At 61.0% G+C, this 16115-nt stretch carries 15 protein-coding genes; 8 read left to right on the forward strand and 7 right to left on the reverse strand.

Going from position 1 to position 16115, the window contains the following annotated elements:
- Window positions 1-7: 7 nt before the first annotated feature.
- From QMX97_RS02690 to QMX97_RS02700, 3 genes are all read left to right on the forward strand, one after another.
- Window positions 8-769, forward strand: coding sequence for a 1,6-dihydroxycyclohexa-2,4-diene-1-carboxylate dehydrogenase (locus QMX97_RS02690; protein WP_213551463.1), 762 nt, complete (start codon window positions 8-10; stop codon window positions 767-769).
- A 69-nt stretch (window positions 770-838) separates the two neighbouring features.
- Window positions 839-2173, forward strand: coding sequence for an MFS transporter (locus QMX97_RS02695; RefSeq protein WP_065905069.1), 1335 nt, complete (start codon window positions 839-841; stop codon window positions 2171-2173).
- Between the two features lie 42 nt (window positions 2174-2215).
- The gene (locus QMX97_RS02700) at window positions 2216-3463 is read left to right on the forward strand and encodes an OprD family porin (RefSeq protein WP_213551461.1); all 1248 of its coding nucleotides are present in this window, start codon (window positions 2216-2218) and stop codon (window positions 3461-3463) included.
- On the opposite strand, the gene QMX97_RS02705 is transcribed toward QMX97_RS02700, so the two are convergent.
- Entirely contained in the window at window positions 3460-3684 is a 225-nt protein-coding gene (locus tag QMX97_RS02705; protein ID WP_213551460.1) for a DUF2790 domain-containing protein, read from the reverse strand. The two genes, QMX97_RS02700 and QMX97_RS02705, sit on opposite strands and share 4 nt — an antisense overlap.
- Before the next feature lie 110 nt (window positions 3685-3794).
- On the opposite strand from QMX97_RS02705, the gene QMX97_RS02710 reads away from it, so the two are divergent.
- Complete coding sequence (locus QMX97_RS02710; protein ID WP_282395921.1) at window positions 3795-4730, forward strand: LysR family transcriptional regulator; 936 nt, start codon at window positions 3795-3797, stop codon at window positions 4728-4730.
- Between the two features lie 26 nt (window positions 4731-4756).
- Here the strand turns inward: QMX97_RS02710 and QMX97_RS02715 are convergent, their stop codons facing one another.
- Complete coding sequence (locus QMX97_RS02715; RefSeq protein WP_282395884.1) at window positions 4757-5899, reverse strand: cytochrome P450; 1143 nt, start codon at window positions 5897-5899, stop codon at window positions 4757-4759.
- 74 nt (window positions 5900-5973) lie between these two features.
- Here QMX97_RS02715 and QMX97_RS02720 point away from each other — a divergent pair, with 74 nt between their 5' ends.
- Entirely contained in the window at window positions 5974-6741 is a 768-nt protein-coding gene (locus tag QMX97_RS02720) for a helix-turn-helix transcriptional regulator (protein ID WP_065905077.1), read from the forward strand.
- Between the two features lie 107 nt (window positions 6742-6848).
- Here QMX97_RS02720 and QMX97_RS02725 read toward each other — a convergent pair whose 3' ends face one another.
- On the reverse strand, window positions 6849-7430 hold the full coding sequence (locus tag QMX97_RS02725; protein ID WP_348775361.1) for an XRE family transcriptional regulator: 582 nt from the start codon (window positions 7428-7430) through the stop codon (window positions 6849-6851).
- A gap of 153 nt (window positions 7431-7583) precedes the next feature.
- Here QMX97_RS02725 and QMX97_RS02730 point away from each other — a divergent pair, with 153 nt between their 5' ends.
- Window positions 7584-8504, forward strand: coding sequence for a DMT family transporter (locus QMX97_RS02730; RefSeq protein WP_282395886.1), 921 nt, complete (start codon window positions 7584-7586; stop codon window positions 8502-8504).
- Between the two features lie 323 nt (window positions 8505-8827).
- On the opposite strand, the gene QMX97_RS02735 is transcribed toward QMX97_RS02730, so the two are convergent.
- The 4 genes from QMX97_RS02735 to QMX97_RS02750 form a co-directional block, all read right to left on the reverse strand.
- Complete coding sequence (locus QMX97_RS02735; RefSeq protein ID WP_106805673.1) at window positions 8828-9580, reverse strand: IclR family transcriptional regulator; 753 nt, start codon at window positions 9578-9580, stop codon at window positions 8828-8830.
- Between the two features lie 154 nt (window positions 9581-9734).
- Window positions 9735-11054, reverse strand: a complete 1320-nt coding sequence (locus QMX97_RS02740; protein ID WP_282395887.1) for an MFS transporter — start codon at window positions 11052-11054, stop codon at window positions 9735-9737.
- 172 nt (window positions 11055-11226) lie between these two features.
- Window positions 11227-12429 carry a CaiB/BaiF CoA-transferase family protein gene (locus QMX97_RS02745; protein WP_282395888.1) on the reverse strand — a complete coding sequence of 401 codons (1203 nt, stop codon included), beginning with the start codon at window positions 12427-12429 and terminating at the stop codon, window positions 11227-11229.
- A complete protein-coding gene (locus QMX97_RS02750) occupies window positions 12426-13367 on the reverse strand; it encodes a hydroxymethylglutaryl-CoA lyase (protein ID WP_282395889.1) in 942 nt (313 codons plus the stop codon). Before QMX97_RS02750 ends, QMX97_RS02745 begins: the two co-directional genes overlap by 4 nt.
- Before the next feature lie 428 nt (window positions 13368-13795).
- Here QMX97_RS02750 and QMX97_RS02755 point away from each other — a divergent pair, with 428 nt between their 5' ends.
- Window positions 13796-14728, forward strand: coding sequence for an SMP-30/gluconolactonase/LRE family protein (locus tag QMX97_RS02755; RefSeq protein WP_106803971.1), 933 nt, complete (start codon window positions 13796-13798; stop codon window positions 14726-14728).
- 98 nt (window positions 14729-14826) lie between these two features.
- Window positions 14827-16113: a citrate:proton symporter gene (locus QMX97_RS02760; protein WP_282395891.1), complete on the forward strand. Its 1287-nt coding sequence runs from the start codon at window positions 14827-14829 to the stop codon at window positions 16111-16113.
- Window positions 16114-16115: the final 2 nt, after the last annotated feature.

Genomic DNA, 16115 nt, shown 5'->3' on the forward strand with positions numbered 1-16115 from the left:
CATACGCATGACTTCACGTTTCACTGACAAAGTCGCGCTGGTCACCGGCGCGGCCCAGGGCATTGGCCGCCGTGTTGCCGAGCGGTTGCTGGAGGAGGGCGCCTGGCTGGTGGCGGTGGATCGCTCGGAACTCGTGCATGAGTTGCAACATGAGCGCGCGCTGCTGCTCACCGCCGACCTCGAACAGCACGCCGAATGCGCGCGGGTGATGGCCGCCGCCAATGCACGGTTCGGGCGCCTCGACATTCTCGTCAACAACGTCGGCGGGACCATTTGGGCCAAGCCGTTCGAGCACTACGCCGAGAGCGAAATCGAAGCCGAAGTGCGCCGTTCATTGTTCCCGACGCTGTGGTGCTGCCATTGCGTGCTGCCCTACATGTTGGCGCAGGGCAGCGGCGCCATCGTCAATGTGTCTTCGGTGGCCACCCGTGGGCTCAATCGCGTGCCGTACGGCGCGGCCAAGGGCGGCGTGAATGCACTGACTGCCTGCCTGGCCCTGGAAACCGCCGGCAGCGGCATCCGCGTCAATGCCACCGCGCCCGGCGGCACCGAGGCGCCACCACGGCGTATCCCGCGCAACAGCCAGCCACAGAGCGAGCAGGAACGCCTGTGGTATCAGCAGATCGTCGACCAGACCCTCGACAGCAGCCCGATGAAGCGCTACGGCAGCATCGACGAACAGGCTGGCGCGATTCTGTTCCTGGCCTCCGACGAGGCGTCCTACATCACCGGCGTAACCCTGCCGGTAGGGGGTGGCGACCTCGGCTGACTGCCCGCTTTCACCTGCGTGTTCCACCTGCAGACATTGACTCACAACAACAATAAAGAGAGCACTGCCATGCGTACCCATGATGTCCATTCGATAATTGATAATGCCCCGTTCAACCGCTTTCACTGGCTGATCGTGAGCCTGTGTGCGGTGCTGTTGATCTTTGACGGCTATGACCTGTTTATCTACGGTGTGGTCCTGCCGTCGATCATGCGTGAGTGGGGGCTCACCCCCTTGCAGGCCGGCGCCCTGGGCAGCTATGCGCTGTTCGGCATGATGTTCGGCGCGTTGATCTTCGGCACCCTGGCGGACCGCTTCGGCCGCAAGAAAGGCATCGTGTTCTGCTTTGCGTTGTTCAGCATCGCCACTGTGATCAACGGCTTCGCCAGCAGCCCGACCGAGTTCGGGATCTGCCGGTTTATCGCCGGGCTCGGTTGTGGCGGGTTGATGCCCAATGCCGCCGCGCTGATCAACGAATATGCACCGAAAAAAGTCCGCAGTACCTTGATGGCCTTCATGTTCAGCGGCTACTCCCTGGGCGGCATGCTCGCGGCGAGCGTGGGGATTTTCATGCTGCCGGCCTATGGCTGGTCGTCGATGTTTTTTGTCGCCGTCATCCCGCTGCTGTTGCTGCCGTTGGTGGTGTACTGGCTGCCGGAATCGATTGGTTTCCTGATCCGCCAGGGCCGCACGGACCAGGCACGGGCACTGCTCGCGCGGCTGTCGCCGGGCACGCCGATCAATGCCGACGACGAGTTGGTCATCGCGGACATCAAGGGCAAGGGCGCCTCGGTGGTGGAGTTGTTCCGCCACGGCCTGGCGGTGCGCACGGCAATGATCTGGACCGCGTTTTTCTGCTGCCTGCTGATGGTCTATGCGCTGAGTTCATGGCTGCCCAAACTGATGGCCGGCGCCGGCTACAGCCTCGGGTCGAGCCTGTCGTTCCTGGTGGCGCTGAACCTGGGCGGCATGGCGGGCGCGTTGATCGGCGGGCGCCTGGGTGATCGCCTCAACCTGGTGACCGTGACCATCGGCTTCTTTATCGCCGGGGTCTTCTCGATCAGCCTGCTGGGCATCAACAGCCCGATGCCGGTGCTCTACCTGCTGATCTTCATCGCGGGCGCGACCACCATCGGCACGCAAATCCTGCTGTATGCCGGGGCGGCGCAATTGTATGGCTTGTCTATCCGCGCGACCGGCCTGGGCTGGGCGTCCGGCATCGGCCGCAATGGTGCCATCGTCGGCCCGCTGCTGGGCGGTGCGCTGATGGCGATTGAACTGCCGCTGCAGCTGAACTTCATGGCCTTTGCGATTCCCGGTGCCATCGCCGCATTGGCGATGACCGTGTTTGCCCTGAATGAGCGGCGCACCCGTGTCGTCTTGCCGACCGCCCAGGCGCTGTGACCTGCCGAACCGTCGATAACAACAATAACGAAGAGCAACGACATGCACACACAACGTATCTGGCTCGCCCTGTTGGGCGTGCCCCTTGCGGCGACGGCTGACGAGGGTGGTTTTCTCAAGGACTCGACGGCCACCCTGCAGGCCCGCAACTATTACTTCAGCCGCGACTTCTCCGACATCGTCGGGGCCAATCGGCAATCGCGGGCCGAGGAGTGGGGCCAGGGCTTCATCCTCACTTACAAGTCCGGCTACACCCCAGGCCCCGTGGGCTTCGGCCTGGATGCGCTGGGCACCCTGGGCCTCAAGCTCGACAGCAGCCCGGACCGGGTCAATACCGGCTTGCTGCCGGTCAAGGACGATGGCCGCGCCGCCGACGAGTACAGCCGCCTGGGGCTGACCTTCAAGGCGCGGCTGTCCAACACCGAATTGAAGGTCGGCGAGCTGCAGCCCAACCTGCCAGTGCTGGCCTTCAGCGACATCCGCCTGCTGCCCCCGAGTTACCAGGGTGTGGGCATCAGCTCCAGCGAGATCAACGGCCTGGTGTTGCAGGCCGGGCACTTGAGCACCACAAGCCTGCGCAACGAGGCGGGTGACGAAAAGATGATCGCCATGCTCGGCCATGTACCGCAGCGCGGGGCCGAGAGTGATGCCTTCAACTACGTGGGCGGCGACTATGCCTTCAACAGCAAGCGCACCAGCGTCAGTTATTGGCACGGGCAGTTGAAGGACATCTACGCCCAGGATTTCATCGGCCTCAAGCACAGCCAGCCGCTTGGCACCTGGGTACTGGGCGCCAATCTTGGCTACTACACCGCACGCGAAGACGGCGACCGGTTGCTCGGCAAGATCGACAACCAGGCGTTTTTCTCGCTGTTGTCGGCCAAGCGTGGCGCGCACACGGTCTATGTGGGTTACCAAGCGATGTACGGCGACAGCGCTTTTCCGCGCGTCTTCGCCAACATCAGCCCGCTGGGCAACGAGGTGCCCACCTATGAGTTCGCCTACACCGACGAGCGCTCGTGGCAAGTGCGCTATGACTACGATTTTGCCGCGCTGGGCCTGCCGGGACTGACCACCACCGTGCGCTACATCACCGGCGACAACGTGAAGACCGGTGCCGGCTACGAGGGCAAGGACCGCGAGCGCGACCTCGACATCGGGTACGCCGTGCAAAGTGGCGTGCTGAGCGGCCTGGGCATCCGCATCCGCAATGTGATGGCGCGCTCCAACTACCGCAGCGACATCGATGAGAACCGGCTGATCCTCAGTTACACCTGGAAGCTGCTCTAGACGCCGCCCTGGCAGGTGCCCATCACGCTGTAGTTGAGCGTGTGGCTGACGCCCTGGCTGTCGACATACACCAGGGTCGCGGGCTCGACCTGGCAACTGCCGGGCACCGCCGTGACGGAAACAATCTGCTGGATATCCAGCCCCTGGCTGTCATTGCCGCCGGCGGCGAAAGCGCCGGTGGCGGTGAGCAGCAAAGCAACGCCGAGCAATCGAATTTTCATGGTGTCGTCCTCTATCAACAGGCTCCAGTGTAGTGGCTGCAGCGCCGTATTAAAGACAGGAACCGGTAAATGACCCGTACGTATTGCGTAGCAATCAAGGCCCGACGCTGATGGACGTGTTCAATGGCATGCGGGTGTTTGTGCAGGTGGTCGACAGCGGCAGCTTCGCGGCGGCGGCAGAGGTGTTGAGCCTCTCCGGCGCGCACGTCTCACGGTTGATCGCCGACCTGGAGCAGCACCTGCAGACGCGCCTGCTGCAGCGCACCACCCGACGCCTGAGCCTGACCGAGTCGGGCGAGCGTTTCCTGCTGCGCTGTCGCGGCATCCTCGACGACATCCGGGACGCCAGCGCCGAAGCCAGCGGCGCCCACCTCAACCCGCGCGGACGCCTGCGCGTGCACTGCATGAGCGGGCTGGGCGTGTTGATCACCCCGCTGATCGCACGCTACAGCGAGCTTCACCCGCAGGTGTCGATGGAGCTGAGCTTGTCCCAGCACACCCCTGATCCGCTCGAGGAGGGGCATGATGTGGTGATCTCCATCGCCCATGCGCTGCCGGATTCGGCCCTCGTCAGCCAGACCATCGGCCAGCTGTTCAGCGTGACGTGCGCGGCGCCCCGTTACCTGGCAAACCATGGCGTGCCTGACCATCCCGGGCAACTGCTGCAACACCGGCGCCTGCACCTGCAGGATTTTCAGGAAGATGAGTGGCGCTTCCAGGGCGAGGCGGGAGACCTCAGCGTTCCCCCCGGCACCGCCTTCCGGACCAACGTGGCCGACGCCATGGTCAAGGCGACGCAAGAGGGCATGGGCATCAGCCTGTTGCCGTTCTTCAGCGCTGCCCCGGCCTTGCAGGACGGCTCGCTGCTACGCCTGCTGCCGGAATATCGGCTGCGTGAGCGCACTATCTTCGCGGTGTACCCCTCGCGGCGCTTTCTGGACGCCAAGGTGCGCACGTGGGTGACGTTTTTGCAGGCCAGCCTGCCGGCGTTGTTGGCCGAGTACGTCGGGGTGGTGGAACAACCGGGGCATTGGGCACAGCGTTGATGTCGCGGGCTGAGCAAACCCTGCGATCATCGCTGGGTGTCCCGATCACCACAGAACCTGGGAATGCGACCATTGAGGGAGGGCAGATACCTCCAGCGAAAGGCACCCACGGACGCGGCTGGCTGTCGGCGCAGCCATGCCGAGACCGCCTCGGCGGCGATCGCCAAGGCAAGCGACTGGCCTGGACATTGATGTCTTCCCGCGCCAAAGCTGAAGGTTCGTCGCTGGGTTCGTTCGAGCAAGCAGCGATCGGGGTCCGGGTTCGCGCCGGGATCCCGGTTGGCTGAGGCGAGCAATAGGAGAACGGTATCGCCTGGCGCCAGTACGTTGCCCTCGATATTGCATTGCTGGGCGACGAATCGCCGGGTGTTTTGCACCGGTGAGTCATAGCGCGCCACTTCTGCCACCAGGTCTGCAACCTGCTGCCCGCCTTCAAGCAGTCCAGGCTCACGATGCAGCGCCACGAGGCTGTTGCCGATCAAGCCTGCGCTGGCTTCGCAGGTCTGCGACAACAAGCCGATCAGGTTGGCGATCAATGCCTCGCGGTCTCTCCAGGCGGTGGCTGCGCAAGCGCTTTGGACGTGGCTCAAGAAGCGGCTACTGTCATTGGCGTCGCTCAGCAGCGCGCTGAATAATTGCCTGAGTCGAGTCGCCGCGCCATGGGCGCTGTCGAGTTGAATTTCGTCGCTCAGGGGCGACAGGCAGGCAACAAAATCCCGCGTCAGCCTTGCGACGTCCTGTAGCTGGCAGGGTGGGAAGCCTATGAGCGCTGCAATGACGCACACCGGTACGGTGAACATCAATTCATCCAGGTGCTCGACGGGGAGGGTCTCGACCAGGCGTGCCACGAGGCCTGCGATGCGTTCTGTCTCGACAGCGGCCAACGCCGGTTCGATGGCCATCCTCGGGCACATGTGCTGCGGGCCCTCGTTCATGCGCATCAAGCCAGCGAAAATCATCCCCGCGGCGCCTTGCGCAATGGCCGCGGGAACCGGCTCGTCCGGCGGACGCACCCGACAGTCGGGGTGCCCCAGGAGGGCGTCGACCGCGTTGGCACTACTTGCAATCCATAACCGAAGATCGGTATCGAAGTACAGCCCACCTTGTCGCCTGAGGTAGGCGTAATAAGGGTAGGGGTCGGCATGGGTCGCGGCTTCAAAAGGCGTCATTCCTGGAGTCCTGTTCACAAAGAACGGCTACTATCGAACACCTTTCATGCCGACGATTCGCTCAGGAACGAAATATGGATGCCCAAGGCAATGACAGCGCGATTTCTCGGGTAGCCGGTGCCATTGCCGAGCCTGCGAGGACTAAAATGCTGTGTGCGCTGATGGATGGCCACGCACGTACCAGTACCGAAATGGCCGTGATCGCCGACGTGAGTGCATCCACGGCGAGTGCGCATCTGGTACGGCTCAAAGACGCCGGCTTGGTAAGGCTGCATACGCAGGGTCGGCATCGCTACTACAGCCTGGCGGACGTGCAGGTGGCCCAGGCGATCGAGGCCCTCATGGTGATCAGCCAAAACGCGGACACGCGCTACGTTTCCACGACCCCGAGCCGATTGCAGTTCGCGCGTACCTGTTATGACCACATGGCAGGATCATTGGCCGTGCAGCTGCACGACCACTTCATCGCGTCAGGCTGGCTGACCGTGGCGGTTGCCGGGGACGTCCTGTATCAGCTCACGGCGAGCGGCGAAACCGCCATGACGGGGTTGGGTATCGAGGTGGAAAAGGCCAGGGCCCAGCGACGTCGTTTCGCGTGTTCATGCCTGGACTGGAGCATGCGCCGCCCTCATCTGGCGGGGGCGCTCGGCGCGGCTTTCCTGCAGATGCTCCTGAGCCGCCAGTGGGTTATTCAAGACCTCGACAGTCGCGCACTTGGATTGACAGCCAAGGGGCGGGAAGCGCTGTCTGGCCGGTTCGGGATCACGCTTGAAAGCCCACAGGTGCAGGGATCAGTGCAGCGAAAGATCAACCGATCCGCCGAACTGGCCTATGACGGCTGACGGATACGTGTCGGGAAAGCAGCCTCTGCGTGTTCGCTGAGTATGGGCACTTTGCCGGTGACTTCGGCGCGTGGCTGGTTGTTCGTGCCGTGTCCATGGCCGCCACCTCAGAGATGCTCGATCACCATCACCGCAGTCGTGTCGGCCTCAAGCGCTTCGAACACGTGAGGCGCATTCGCCAGGTAGCTTATGTAGTCGCCCGCGTTCAGCAACACCGGTCCGTCCGCCGGGCCGATGCGGGCACTGCCACTGCACAGCACCACGTGCTCTACGGTGCCTGCCGGGTGAGGCTGGGACAGGCGAACTTCGCCAGGCTGTACCTTCAACCGGTAGAGGTCGCGCCGCACTCCGGCCGGGCAGTCGGCAAGCAGTGTCGCGGCATAATTGGCCGTCTCGGCATACGTCGTCATGCCCTCGTTGGCGCGGATCACCCGCAGGGTTTGCTGGGGTTGCTCGAAGAAGCGAGTGACTTGCAAGCCCATCGCCATCGCCAGCGACCACAAGGTTTCGATGCTGGGGTTACCGATTCCCGACTCCAATTGAGACAAGGTCGATTTCGCCACCCCGGCGCGCTTCGCCAATTCGGTCAAGGACAGCCCGGCGGCCAGGCGTTCGCGCTTGATTGAAAGCGCCAACAGATCGATTCGGTTGGGATTATGGCTCATGGGGCTGTTCGTTATGTCAGTCATTTGTTCTTCAAATCATCCGATTTCGAATTGCCGCTCTGGGTTGGCGTGTTCATTATAGTGGTCATTAGTTCATTATAAAGTTCTATTTGTGGAGCCATCCCGCGAGCGGCGGCCTGGGTCACGGCAATGTCGACAGCAAGGAAGCCAAGAGTGATGAAGGCGCAAACCCGTGGGACCTTCGAAATGATTTCGGCCATGCTGATCTCCGGCACGGTGGGCTGGTTCGTCATCATGTCGGGGCAGAGCCCGCAGGCCGTGGTGTTCTGGCGTTGCGGGTTCGGCGCGTTGGCGATGTTGGTCGCGTGCCTGATGCTGGGGGTGCTGCGTCGCCCGCTGATCACTGCCCGGCAGTTCATTTGGGTGTGCCTGGGCGGGGTGGCGCTGATGCTCAATTGGGTGCTGCTGTTCAGTGCCTACCGACACGCCTCAATCGCCATTGCCACGGTGGTCTACCATGTCCAGCCGTTCATGCTGGTCGGTCTGGGTGCGCTGTTTTACGCCGAACGCCTCAGCATCGCCAAGCTCGGCTGGCTGCTGGTGGCCTTCGTCGGCCTGATGCTGATCGTGTTCGCCAAGGGCGGCGGGCAGGCCAGCGGCGCCGACTACCTGCTGGGCGTCTACCTGGCGCTGTCTTCCGCCTTCTTCTACGCGGTGGCGGCAGCGATCACCAAGCGCCTCAAGGAGGTGCCCGCGCACCTGATCGTGCTGATCCAGATGGTGGTCGGCTTGCTGGTGCTGGCCCCATTCGTGGACTTCGACAGGGTCGACACGGTCGGGGATGCCTGGATTTACCTGATCATTATCGGCGTGGTTCATACCGGGCTGATGTCGACGCTGCTCTACAGCGCCATCCAGAAAATCCCCACGGCCCTGGTCGGGGCTCTGTCATTCATCTACCCGATCGCCGCCATCCTGGTCGACTGGGTGGCCTTCGCGCATCCGCTCAGCAGCCTGCAAGTGATTGGCGCGAGCGCCATTCTGCTGGCGGCGGCGGGCATGAACTTCGGTTGGTCACTGCGCCGTCCCGGGCCGCAGATAATCGCGCTGACTGACCGCCGTGGTCGCCAGGATTGACCTGGGCGGTGTTTCAACTCGGCCACCTGTGGCTGGTGTGGCACGCGCTGTCATATGACGTTGAGGGTTGGCATACGCTGCTGGTCGCCACTCCGGGCAGATCTGTACGATGTAACCGGACCCCGCCAAGATTTGAGCTGCCATGGTTCACGCTGCAGCGCAGGAGGAAGGTAGTCATAGCAGAGCGGGTGACTCCCGGCAGCCTTGCCCAGAGCCCAACTGCCAGTGCAGATAGCAGCACCTAACCTGCGCTCGGGCGGGCCTGTGGAGGGTGCTGCGATACGCTGACGGCTCAATGGTCGCGTCAGCCTCGGTGGAACGGTTCACCCCTCGATCTTTGCACTGGCCTGCTGTAACTCCCGAGCGTCCCCCCCCAGCGCACCGGTGGCTTGGGCTGCCAGTTTCAACAGCATCTTGCGCGCACTCGTAATGGCGTCTTCGTTGAAACGCTCGGAGGGCCCCGAGAGGGTCAGGGCGCCTTTGAGTTCGTTATTCATGCCGAACACAGGTACCGACACCGCTGCGGTATCGGGATCGCGTTCGCCAAAAGAACTCGCCCAGAGTTGCTCGCGAACATTGGCAAGCGCATCAGCAACAGACGGGCCGAAAGTCCGCAGAATCTTTCCCGAAGCCCCGGCGTTAAGTGGAAAACGATCACCCTCGTGAATGGAAACCCGCACGGAACGCTTGGGTTCTACGCGGAAAAGCACCACCCGACTGTCGTTTTCGATGACGTAGAACGAAGAAGTTTCCCCGCTCTCTTGCGAGAGCGTTTCGAGTATTGGGTAGATGATGTCGCGCAGGCGAAATGAACTTTGATAAAGCGGTGCCAGCCGAAGGGGTTCGTGGCCGATAGCGAATTGTCCGTCCGGCAATCGACGAATGTAACCGGCTCTTTCCAGGGAGATCATTAAGCGCAGGATGGTACTTTTGTAGAGACCGGTGCGGCGCGCCAATTCCGCCAGTGGCAACACGCTGCACTGCGTGTCGAAGGCGCCGAGTATGGCAAAGGCGCGGTCCACCGCGGCAACGCCGCCGTCAGCGGGATCTTTCTCAGGTTTTTCGTTACTGTTCATGGTCATTTCGGCCAGTGATTGGGCTGCAAATCCATCATCGTGAGTAAGCTCACCCCTGCGACGGGTGAGCAATTTGACGATACCTTACCCGCAGCGCCTACTCGCCGACTAGTCTGTCTGGCAGCACATCATTCTGGCCCTTAGCATTCGCTGCTCAAGCGTCACGCATGAAGAAACGCAGTGACACGGCCATCAGCGCGGCAAACAACAGTACGCAACCCATGACCATCAGGCCCGCGGTGAACGACTGCGTGGCGTCTTTCAGATAGCCCATCAGGTAGGGGCCGACGAAGCCTCCGAACGCGCCAAAGGTATTGATCAGCGCAATCCCTCCCGCGGCGGCCCGGCCCGAAAGGAACTTGGCCGGCAAGGTATAGAAGATGGTTTTCGCAGAAATCGTCCCGACCAGGGCCAGGGTGATGCCTATCAGCGCCGGGGCCAGTGCGTTCATGTTCAGTGCGAACATCAACGCCAGGCCCGCCAGCACCAGCGCAATCACCAGGTTGAGGATGCCTCTGCCTGTGCGGTCGACATACTTGGCCCAGAACAGCAGGCCTAGGGTGGAGAAGAAGTACGAAATGGCCGCGACCCAGCCGATCATGCTGATTTCCACGCCATGCGCCTTGAGCATCTGTGGAAGCCAGATGCCAATGCCGTACGTGCCGATAGTGAAGCTGAAGGTGATCGAGCTGAGGATCCACACGCGTGGATCCTTGAGTACAACACCGAAGTCATGGCGTTTCTGATCCTTGCCGGCTTCCTTTTCCAGCATGTCGTTCAGGGCGTCACGTTCTTCCTGCGTCAGCCATTTTGCTTCGCTGGGGCGGTTTGCCAGGACCTTCAATGTGATCAACCCCAGCACACACGCCGGAATGCCCTCGATCAGGAACATCCATTGCCAGCCGGCCAGGCCCCAGATGCCGTGCATCTGTAGCAACCAGATTGACAGCGGGCCGCCGACCAGAAAGGAAATAGGGGTAGCCACGGTGAACCACGCCAATACCCGTGTACGGTATTGCGCGGGGAACCACAGGGTCAGGAAGAAAATCACGCCAGGAAAAAAGCCCGCTTCCGCCACACCCAGGATGAAGCGCACGGCATAGAAACTATAAGGGCCGATAACCCAGGCTGTGGCCGCTGCGGCCAGGCCCCAGCTAATCATGATGCGGGCCATCCACACCCGGGCCCCGAAACGGTACATCGCCAGGTTGCTGGGCACTTCGCAGAGGCAGTAGCCGACGAACATAATGCCGGCGCCCAGTCCGAACTGGGCCGCAGTAAGACCGAGCTGATCGGTCATCTGCAGCGCGGCATAACCCACACTGGTGCGGTCCAGATAGTTGAAGAAATAGGCCAGTGCAAGCAGTGGAATCAAGCGCCAGGCGGCTTTTTTCATCGCTCGGCGTTGAAGTCCCGAATGCACTTCAGGCTGGGACTGGGGCAAGTGGGAAGTCGTGGTCGTGACGTTAGCCATGACTGTATCCTCGGTATTGTTGTTATGGATACCGTGGCGGGATACGCCGACGGTTCTGGCAGGATTTCGTGCGGTTCCGGCACTCCGTTCTGCGGTTCACGCCGAGCCTCCCTCGGCGCGTCAGATTTATCGGCAGCCGCAACGGGCCCAGGTTGGCCCGCCGTAGCGCCGGTCAGGCGCTCTTGATCGTGCCTGTGGCCTCAAGGGCGTCGATCGCCTCGGCCGTATAACCGAGTTGTTCCAACAGTTCCCGAGAGTGGCTACCCATTTGCGGAACATTCAGGCGTGCGCCAAAACGCTGGCCGTCCATCTCGAAAGGGAGCATCGGCACTTTCACGGACTCGCCGTTGGGCAGCGCCAGTTCTGTCATGCCGCCGGATTCGTTGAGGTGGTGATCGTCGAACAGGTCATCCGGGCGTTGAATCGGGGAGAAGGGCAGGCCGGCCTGTTCACACAGCTTCATCACCGCCTGCTTGCTCATGCCGGCAACGCGTTCACGTACCAATGGCATAATCTGCTCGCGAGCAATCACACGCTGGTTATTGCGCGCAAGAGCCGGGTCGTTGCCCAGTTCCTGGAAGTCGAAGGCGGTGCAGAACGCTTGCCATTGGCTATCGCTCACCACGCCGATAAAGACCTGTTCGTTTTCTTGATCCGTATCAAACACGTCATAGATCGCCCAGGCAGAAATGCGGCTGGGCATGGGGGCGGCGGAGGCGCCCGTGACCACTTTCTGCATCATGTGCTGGGCTACCAGGAACGCCGAGTTCTCGAAGAGCCCGGTCTGGACGAATTGACCGCGTCCGGTTTCCTTGCGCTGGAGCAGGGCCGCCAGGATGGAGACGGCGCTGAACATGCCGCCCATCACATCGTTGACCGACGCACCGGCACGCAGTGGGCGCCCGACAGGGCCTGTCATGTAGGCTAACCCGGTCATCATCTGCACGACTTCGTCGAGGGCGGTACGGTTTTCGTAGGGGCCCGGCAAGAAGCCTTTCATCGAGCTGTAGATGATGTCCGGCTTGATGGCTTTGACCTGTTCATAGCCCAGTTCCAGTTTTTCCATGGCTCCGAGGCGGAAGTTCTCGATGACCACATCGGCGGTGGCGATGAGTTTTCGCACCGCTTCCTTGCCTTCGTCGGATTTGATATCCACCGCGAAACTCTTCTTGTTGCGGTTGTAGGTCATCCAGTAGCCCGCGCCGGAGCCCATCAGGCGGCGGGTGTTGTCGCCCTCTGGCACGGGCTCAACCTTGATCACCTCGGCACCAAGATCGGCGAGCAGCAGGCCGCAGGTTGGACCCATCACCATGTGGACGAACTCGATCACGCGGATCCCGGCCAGTGGCAGCTGTTTTTCTTCTGGCTGGTTCATACGCGCTCCTTGGCATAGGTGAAGTTCTTGCCCACGCCGGCATCGGGGATGAAGCCATACAGCGGTTCACCTGGCAGCCCTTTAACCAGCCAATCCCGTGCATGAACCAGGCGGTCAAGGTCAACGCCGGTGCGCAGGCCCATCGATTCGAGCAGGTAAACGAGGTCTTCGGTAACGATATTTCCCGAGGCGCCAGGCGCGTAGGGGCAGCCGCCAATACCGCCTTGGGAACCATCGAACGTAGTGACGCCAGCTTCCAGTGCCGCCACGACATTGGCCAGGCCCTGCCCGCGGGTATTGTGAAAATGCGCACTGCCGCTGAGTGCGCCTATTTCGTTGCGTAGCCGGATGAATAGGCGGCGCACTTGAGTGGGGTTGGCATAGCCGACGGTGTCGGACAGGCCGACCTCATCTACACCGAGTTCGGCCATTTTCACGGCAATGGCGAGGGTCGCGTCATCCGTGACCACGCCTTGAAGCGTGCAGCCAAAAGCCGTGGAGACGCCTGCTTCTATCTGGATGCCGGGGAAGTGTTCGTTGCGCAACGCAACCACGGCTTTCACCTCTTCGAACACCTGCGCGTGAGTCTTGCGGATGTTGGAGATCGAGTGCTGCTCACTGACAGAGATGGGCAGGGTGATCTTGTGTACACCGGCGTGAAAGGCCGCTTCAGCCCCACGAAGATTAGGCACCAGGGCGGTCACGTGCAGGTTCGGCAGTGTCAGCGCATGGGCCACGACGAGCACACAGTCCGCCATTTGCGGCAGCAGCTTGGGAGGCACAAACGAACCCACTTCGATCTCGCGTAGGCCTGCTGTTGCCAGTGCCGTTATCCATTCCAGTTTGAGCTCGGTAGACATGATGGCGTCGACGCTTTGCAGGCCATCACGCGGCCCCACTTCACTTACCAGGATGTCGATTTCAGTGGCGTCTTTCACAGTAGGTTCTCCTCATCTGCGGGACAGCCTGTTGAACATTCACGCAATGCGGCGGTTAGGAAAAGCACGTATTGTCATGCGTGTTCTGTCAGGCAGAATATTGTTCTATTCCTAGTATTGGCCTTGAAAATACCTGCTGTCAACGGCTGTCTTGATGCACTCACACCCCCATGCCTCCGGCGCTTTCAAAGGGTTTCTGGTTATCCCGCGGAATAATTTTTGCTCTGCGCGCGCAACGCCCCAGCGAAATCTCGCGCTTGACAGGCAATCAAAATGCTTGGAAAGTTATTCCGCTAGAAGGAATGTTGTTCTATCAGATAGAACAAATAAAAACAAAAACCTCTGTGCATCTGGACGGCAAGGCGTTACCTGAAGCAATTAGGTTCGCCTTCCTTGTCACGATGCCAGTTGATACGCGGAGTGCTGCCATGAGCCTGTATCCCCCACCTCAGGAGAGGACCACCGAGGTCTTCACCCGGCTGCCCGAGAAGTTCTGGCGCAACGGCGACTCGGATTGGGTTCGTGCCAACAAACCGGGCCAGAAGGTTGCCAGTTTTCTGGAAGGACCCTCCTTCGACCGGGCCGGCAATCTTTACGTGACCGATATCCCCTACGGCCGCATCTTTCGCATTTCACCGCAGGGGGAGTGGGAGTTGGTCGTGGAGTACGACGGCTGGCCCAATGGCCTGAAAATTCATGGTGATGGCAGAATTTTCATTGCCGACTACAAGCGCGGCATCCTGGTCCTGGACCCGCTAAGCAAGCGCATTGAGCCGTTCCTTACCCACCGCCGCAGCGAGGGCTTCAAGGGCGTCAATGACCTGTTTTTCGATCATGAAGGGCGTCTCTACTTCACCGACCAGGGCCAGACCGGCATGCACGACCCCAGTGGCCGTGTGTTTCGCTATGACCTGGAAAGCCAACGTCTGGATTGTCTGTTGGATAACGGACCGAGCCCCAATGGCCTGGTCATGGACCTGCACGAGCAAGCATTGCTTGTGGCCATGACCCGGGGCAATTCGATCTGGCGCCTGCCCATTCAATCGGACGGCACGACGTCCAAGGTCGGAGTGTTCACGGCCATGGCAGGCGGGGTGAGCGGCGCGGACGGCATTGCACTGGATGACCAGGGCAACCTGTTCGTTTGCGATGCGGGTAATGGCTGCGTATGGGTCTTCGATCGCCATGCGGTGCCTCTCTATCGCCTGCGGTCCTGCACCGAAGGACGGACCTTGACCAACCTGGCGTTTGGCGGTGAAGGCAACCGGCACCTGTTCGTCACCGACTCTTCAACCGGCCACATCCTCAAGATAGCCATGGAGCATCCTGGCAAGCCGATGTTCTCGCACGCCACTACGTAACTACAGATACGCAAGCCAAAGGCGCGTGGATTCGATTCGCCTCGAACCGCGCTAATGGCTGCGCTTTGCCCAAACAAAACCAATAAGAAGAGGGACACATGCTTACGATCCTCAGCTACACAATGATCGCCTGCTTCATGTACCTGATCATGAGCAAGCGACTGTCACCACTGGTTGCACTCGTGCTGGTGCCTATCGTGTTCGGCTGCCTCGCCGGGTTTTCCACCGCCCTGGGCCCGATGATGCTCGACGGCATGAAAATGCTCGCCCCGACGGGGATCATGCTCACCTTCGCCATCCTGTATTTCTGCATGATGACGGACGCAGGTCTGTTCAACCCGCTGATCAAGTTGATCCTGAAGCTGGTCAAGGGCGACCCGCTGAAAATCGTGGTGGGCACCGCGATCCTGGGCATTTGCGTCGGCCTCGACGGGGATGGTGCAACGATGTACATCATCACCACAGCAGCGATGCTCCCGCTCTACCGCCGTACGGGTATAAGTCTGCAAGTCATGGCGACAGTGCTGATCCTGACCATTGGTGTGATGAACATCCTGCCGTGGGCCGGCCCGTTCTCCCGCGCGGCCAGTGCTATGCACGTCGACATTACCGACCTGTTTATCGAGATGATCCCAATCATGATCGCGGGGCTTGGCTGGGTGATCTTCAGTGCATTCTGGCTTGGCTTGAAAGAGCGACGCCGCCTCGGGATCTTGACACTCGACAACGATGAGCTCATGGATAAGTTCACAGAGTTTCGCCTGGGTGACTGGCGCTTTCTGTTCAACGCCGCGCTGACCATCACCCTGATCGCGCTGATGATGCTTAACCTGATGCCACTGCCGGTGCTGTTCACCATCGCCTTTGCCCTGGGCCTGATGGTCAACTTTCCCACGCTCAAGGCGCAGAAAGCGGTGATCGGCAAGCACGCCGACAACGTCATGGCCGTCACCTCGCTGATTTTTGCGGCAGGTATTTTTGTCGGCATCATGTCCGGTACCGGCATGGTCAAAGCTATCTCCGAAAGCCTGATCATGGTCATCCCGGATTCCGCCGGGCATTTCATGTCGGTGTTCACCGCCTTCATCAGCATGCCCTTCACCTATGTCCTGACCAACGACGCCTTCTACTTCGGCATTCTGCCGATCCTGGCCGAGACCGCCAGCCATTACGGCATCGGAGCTCAGGAGATGGCGATTGCGAGCCTGATCGGTCAGCCGGTGCACCTTCTCAGCCCACTGGTAGCCTCTACTTATCTGCTGTGCGGCCTCCTGGATGTGGACTACGGCGACAACCAGCGCGCCTCCATTTTCTGGTGCATCGGTACCTGCCTGGTGATGTTTGTAGCCGCTGTCGTGCTGGGTTCTATCGATATTTATAACTGAGG

It is taken from the genome of Pseudomonas sp. PS01298 (genome assembly GCF_029959745.1).
Classification (GTDB): domain Bacteria; phylum Pseudomonadota; class Gammaproteobacteria; order Pseudomonadales; family Pseudomonadaceae; genus Aquipseudomonas; species Aquipseudomonas aylmerensis.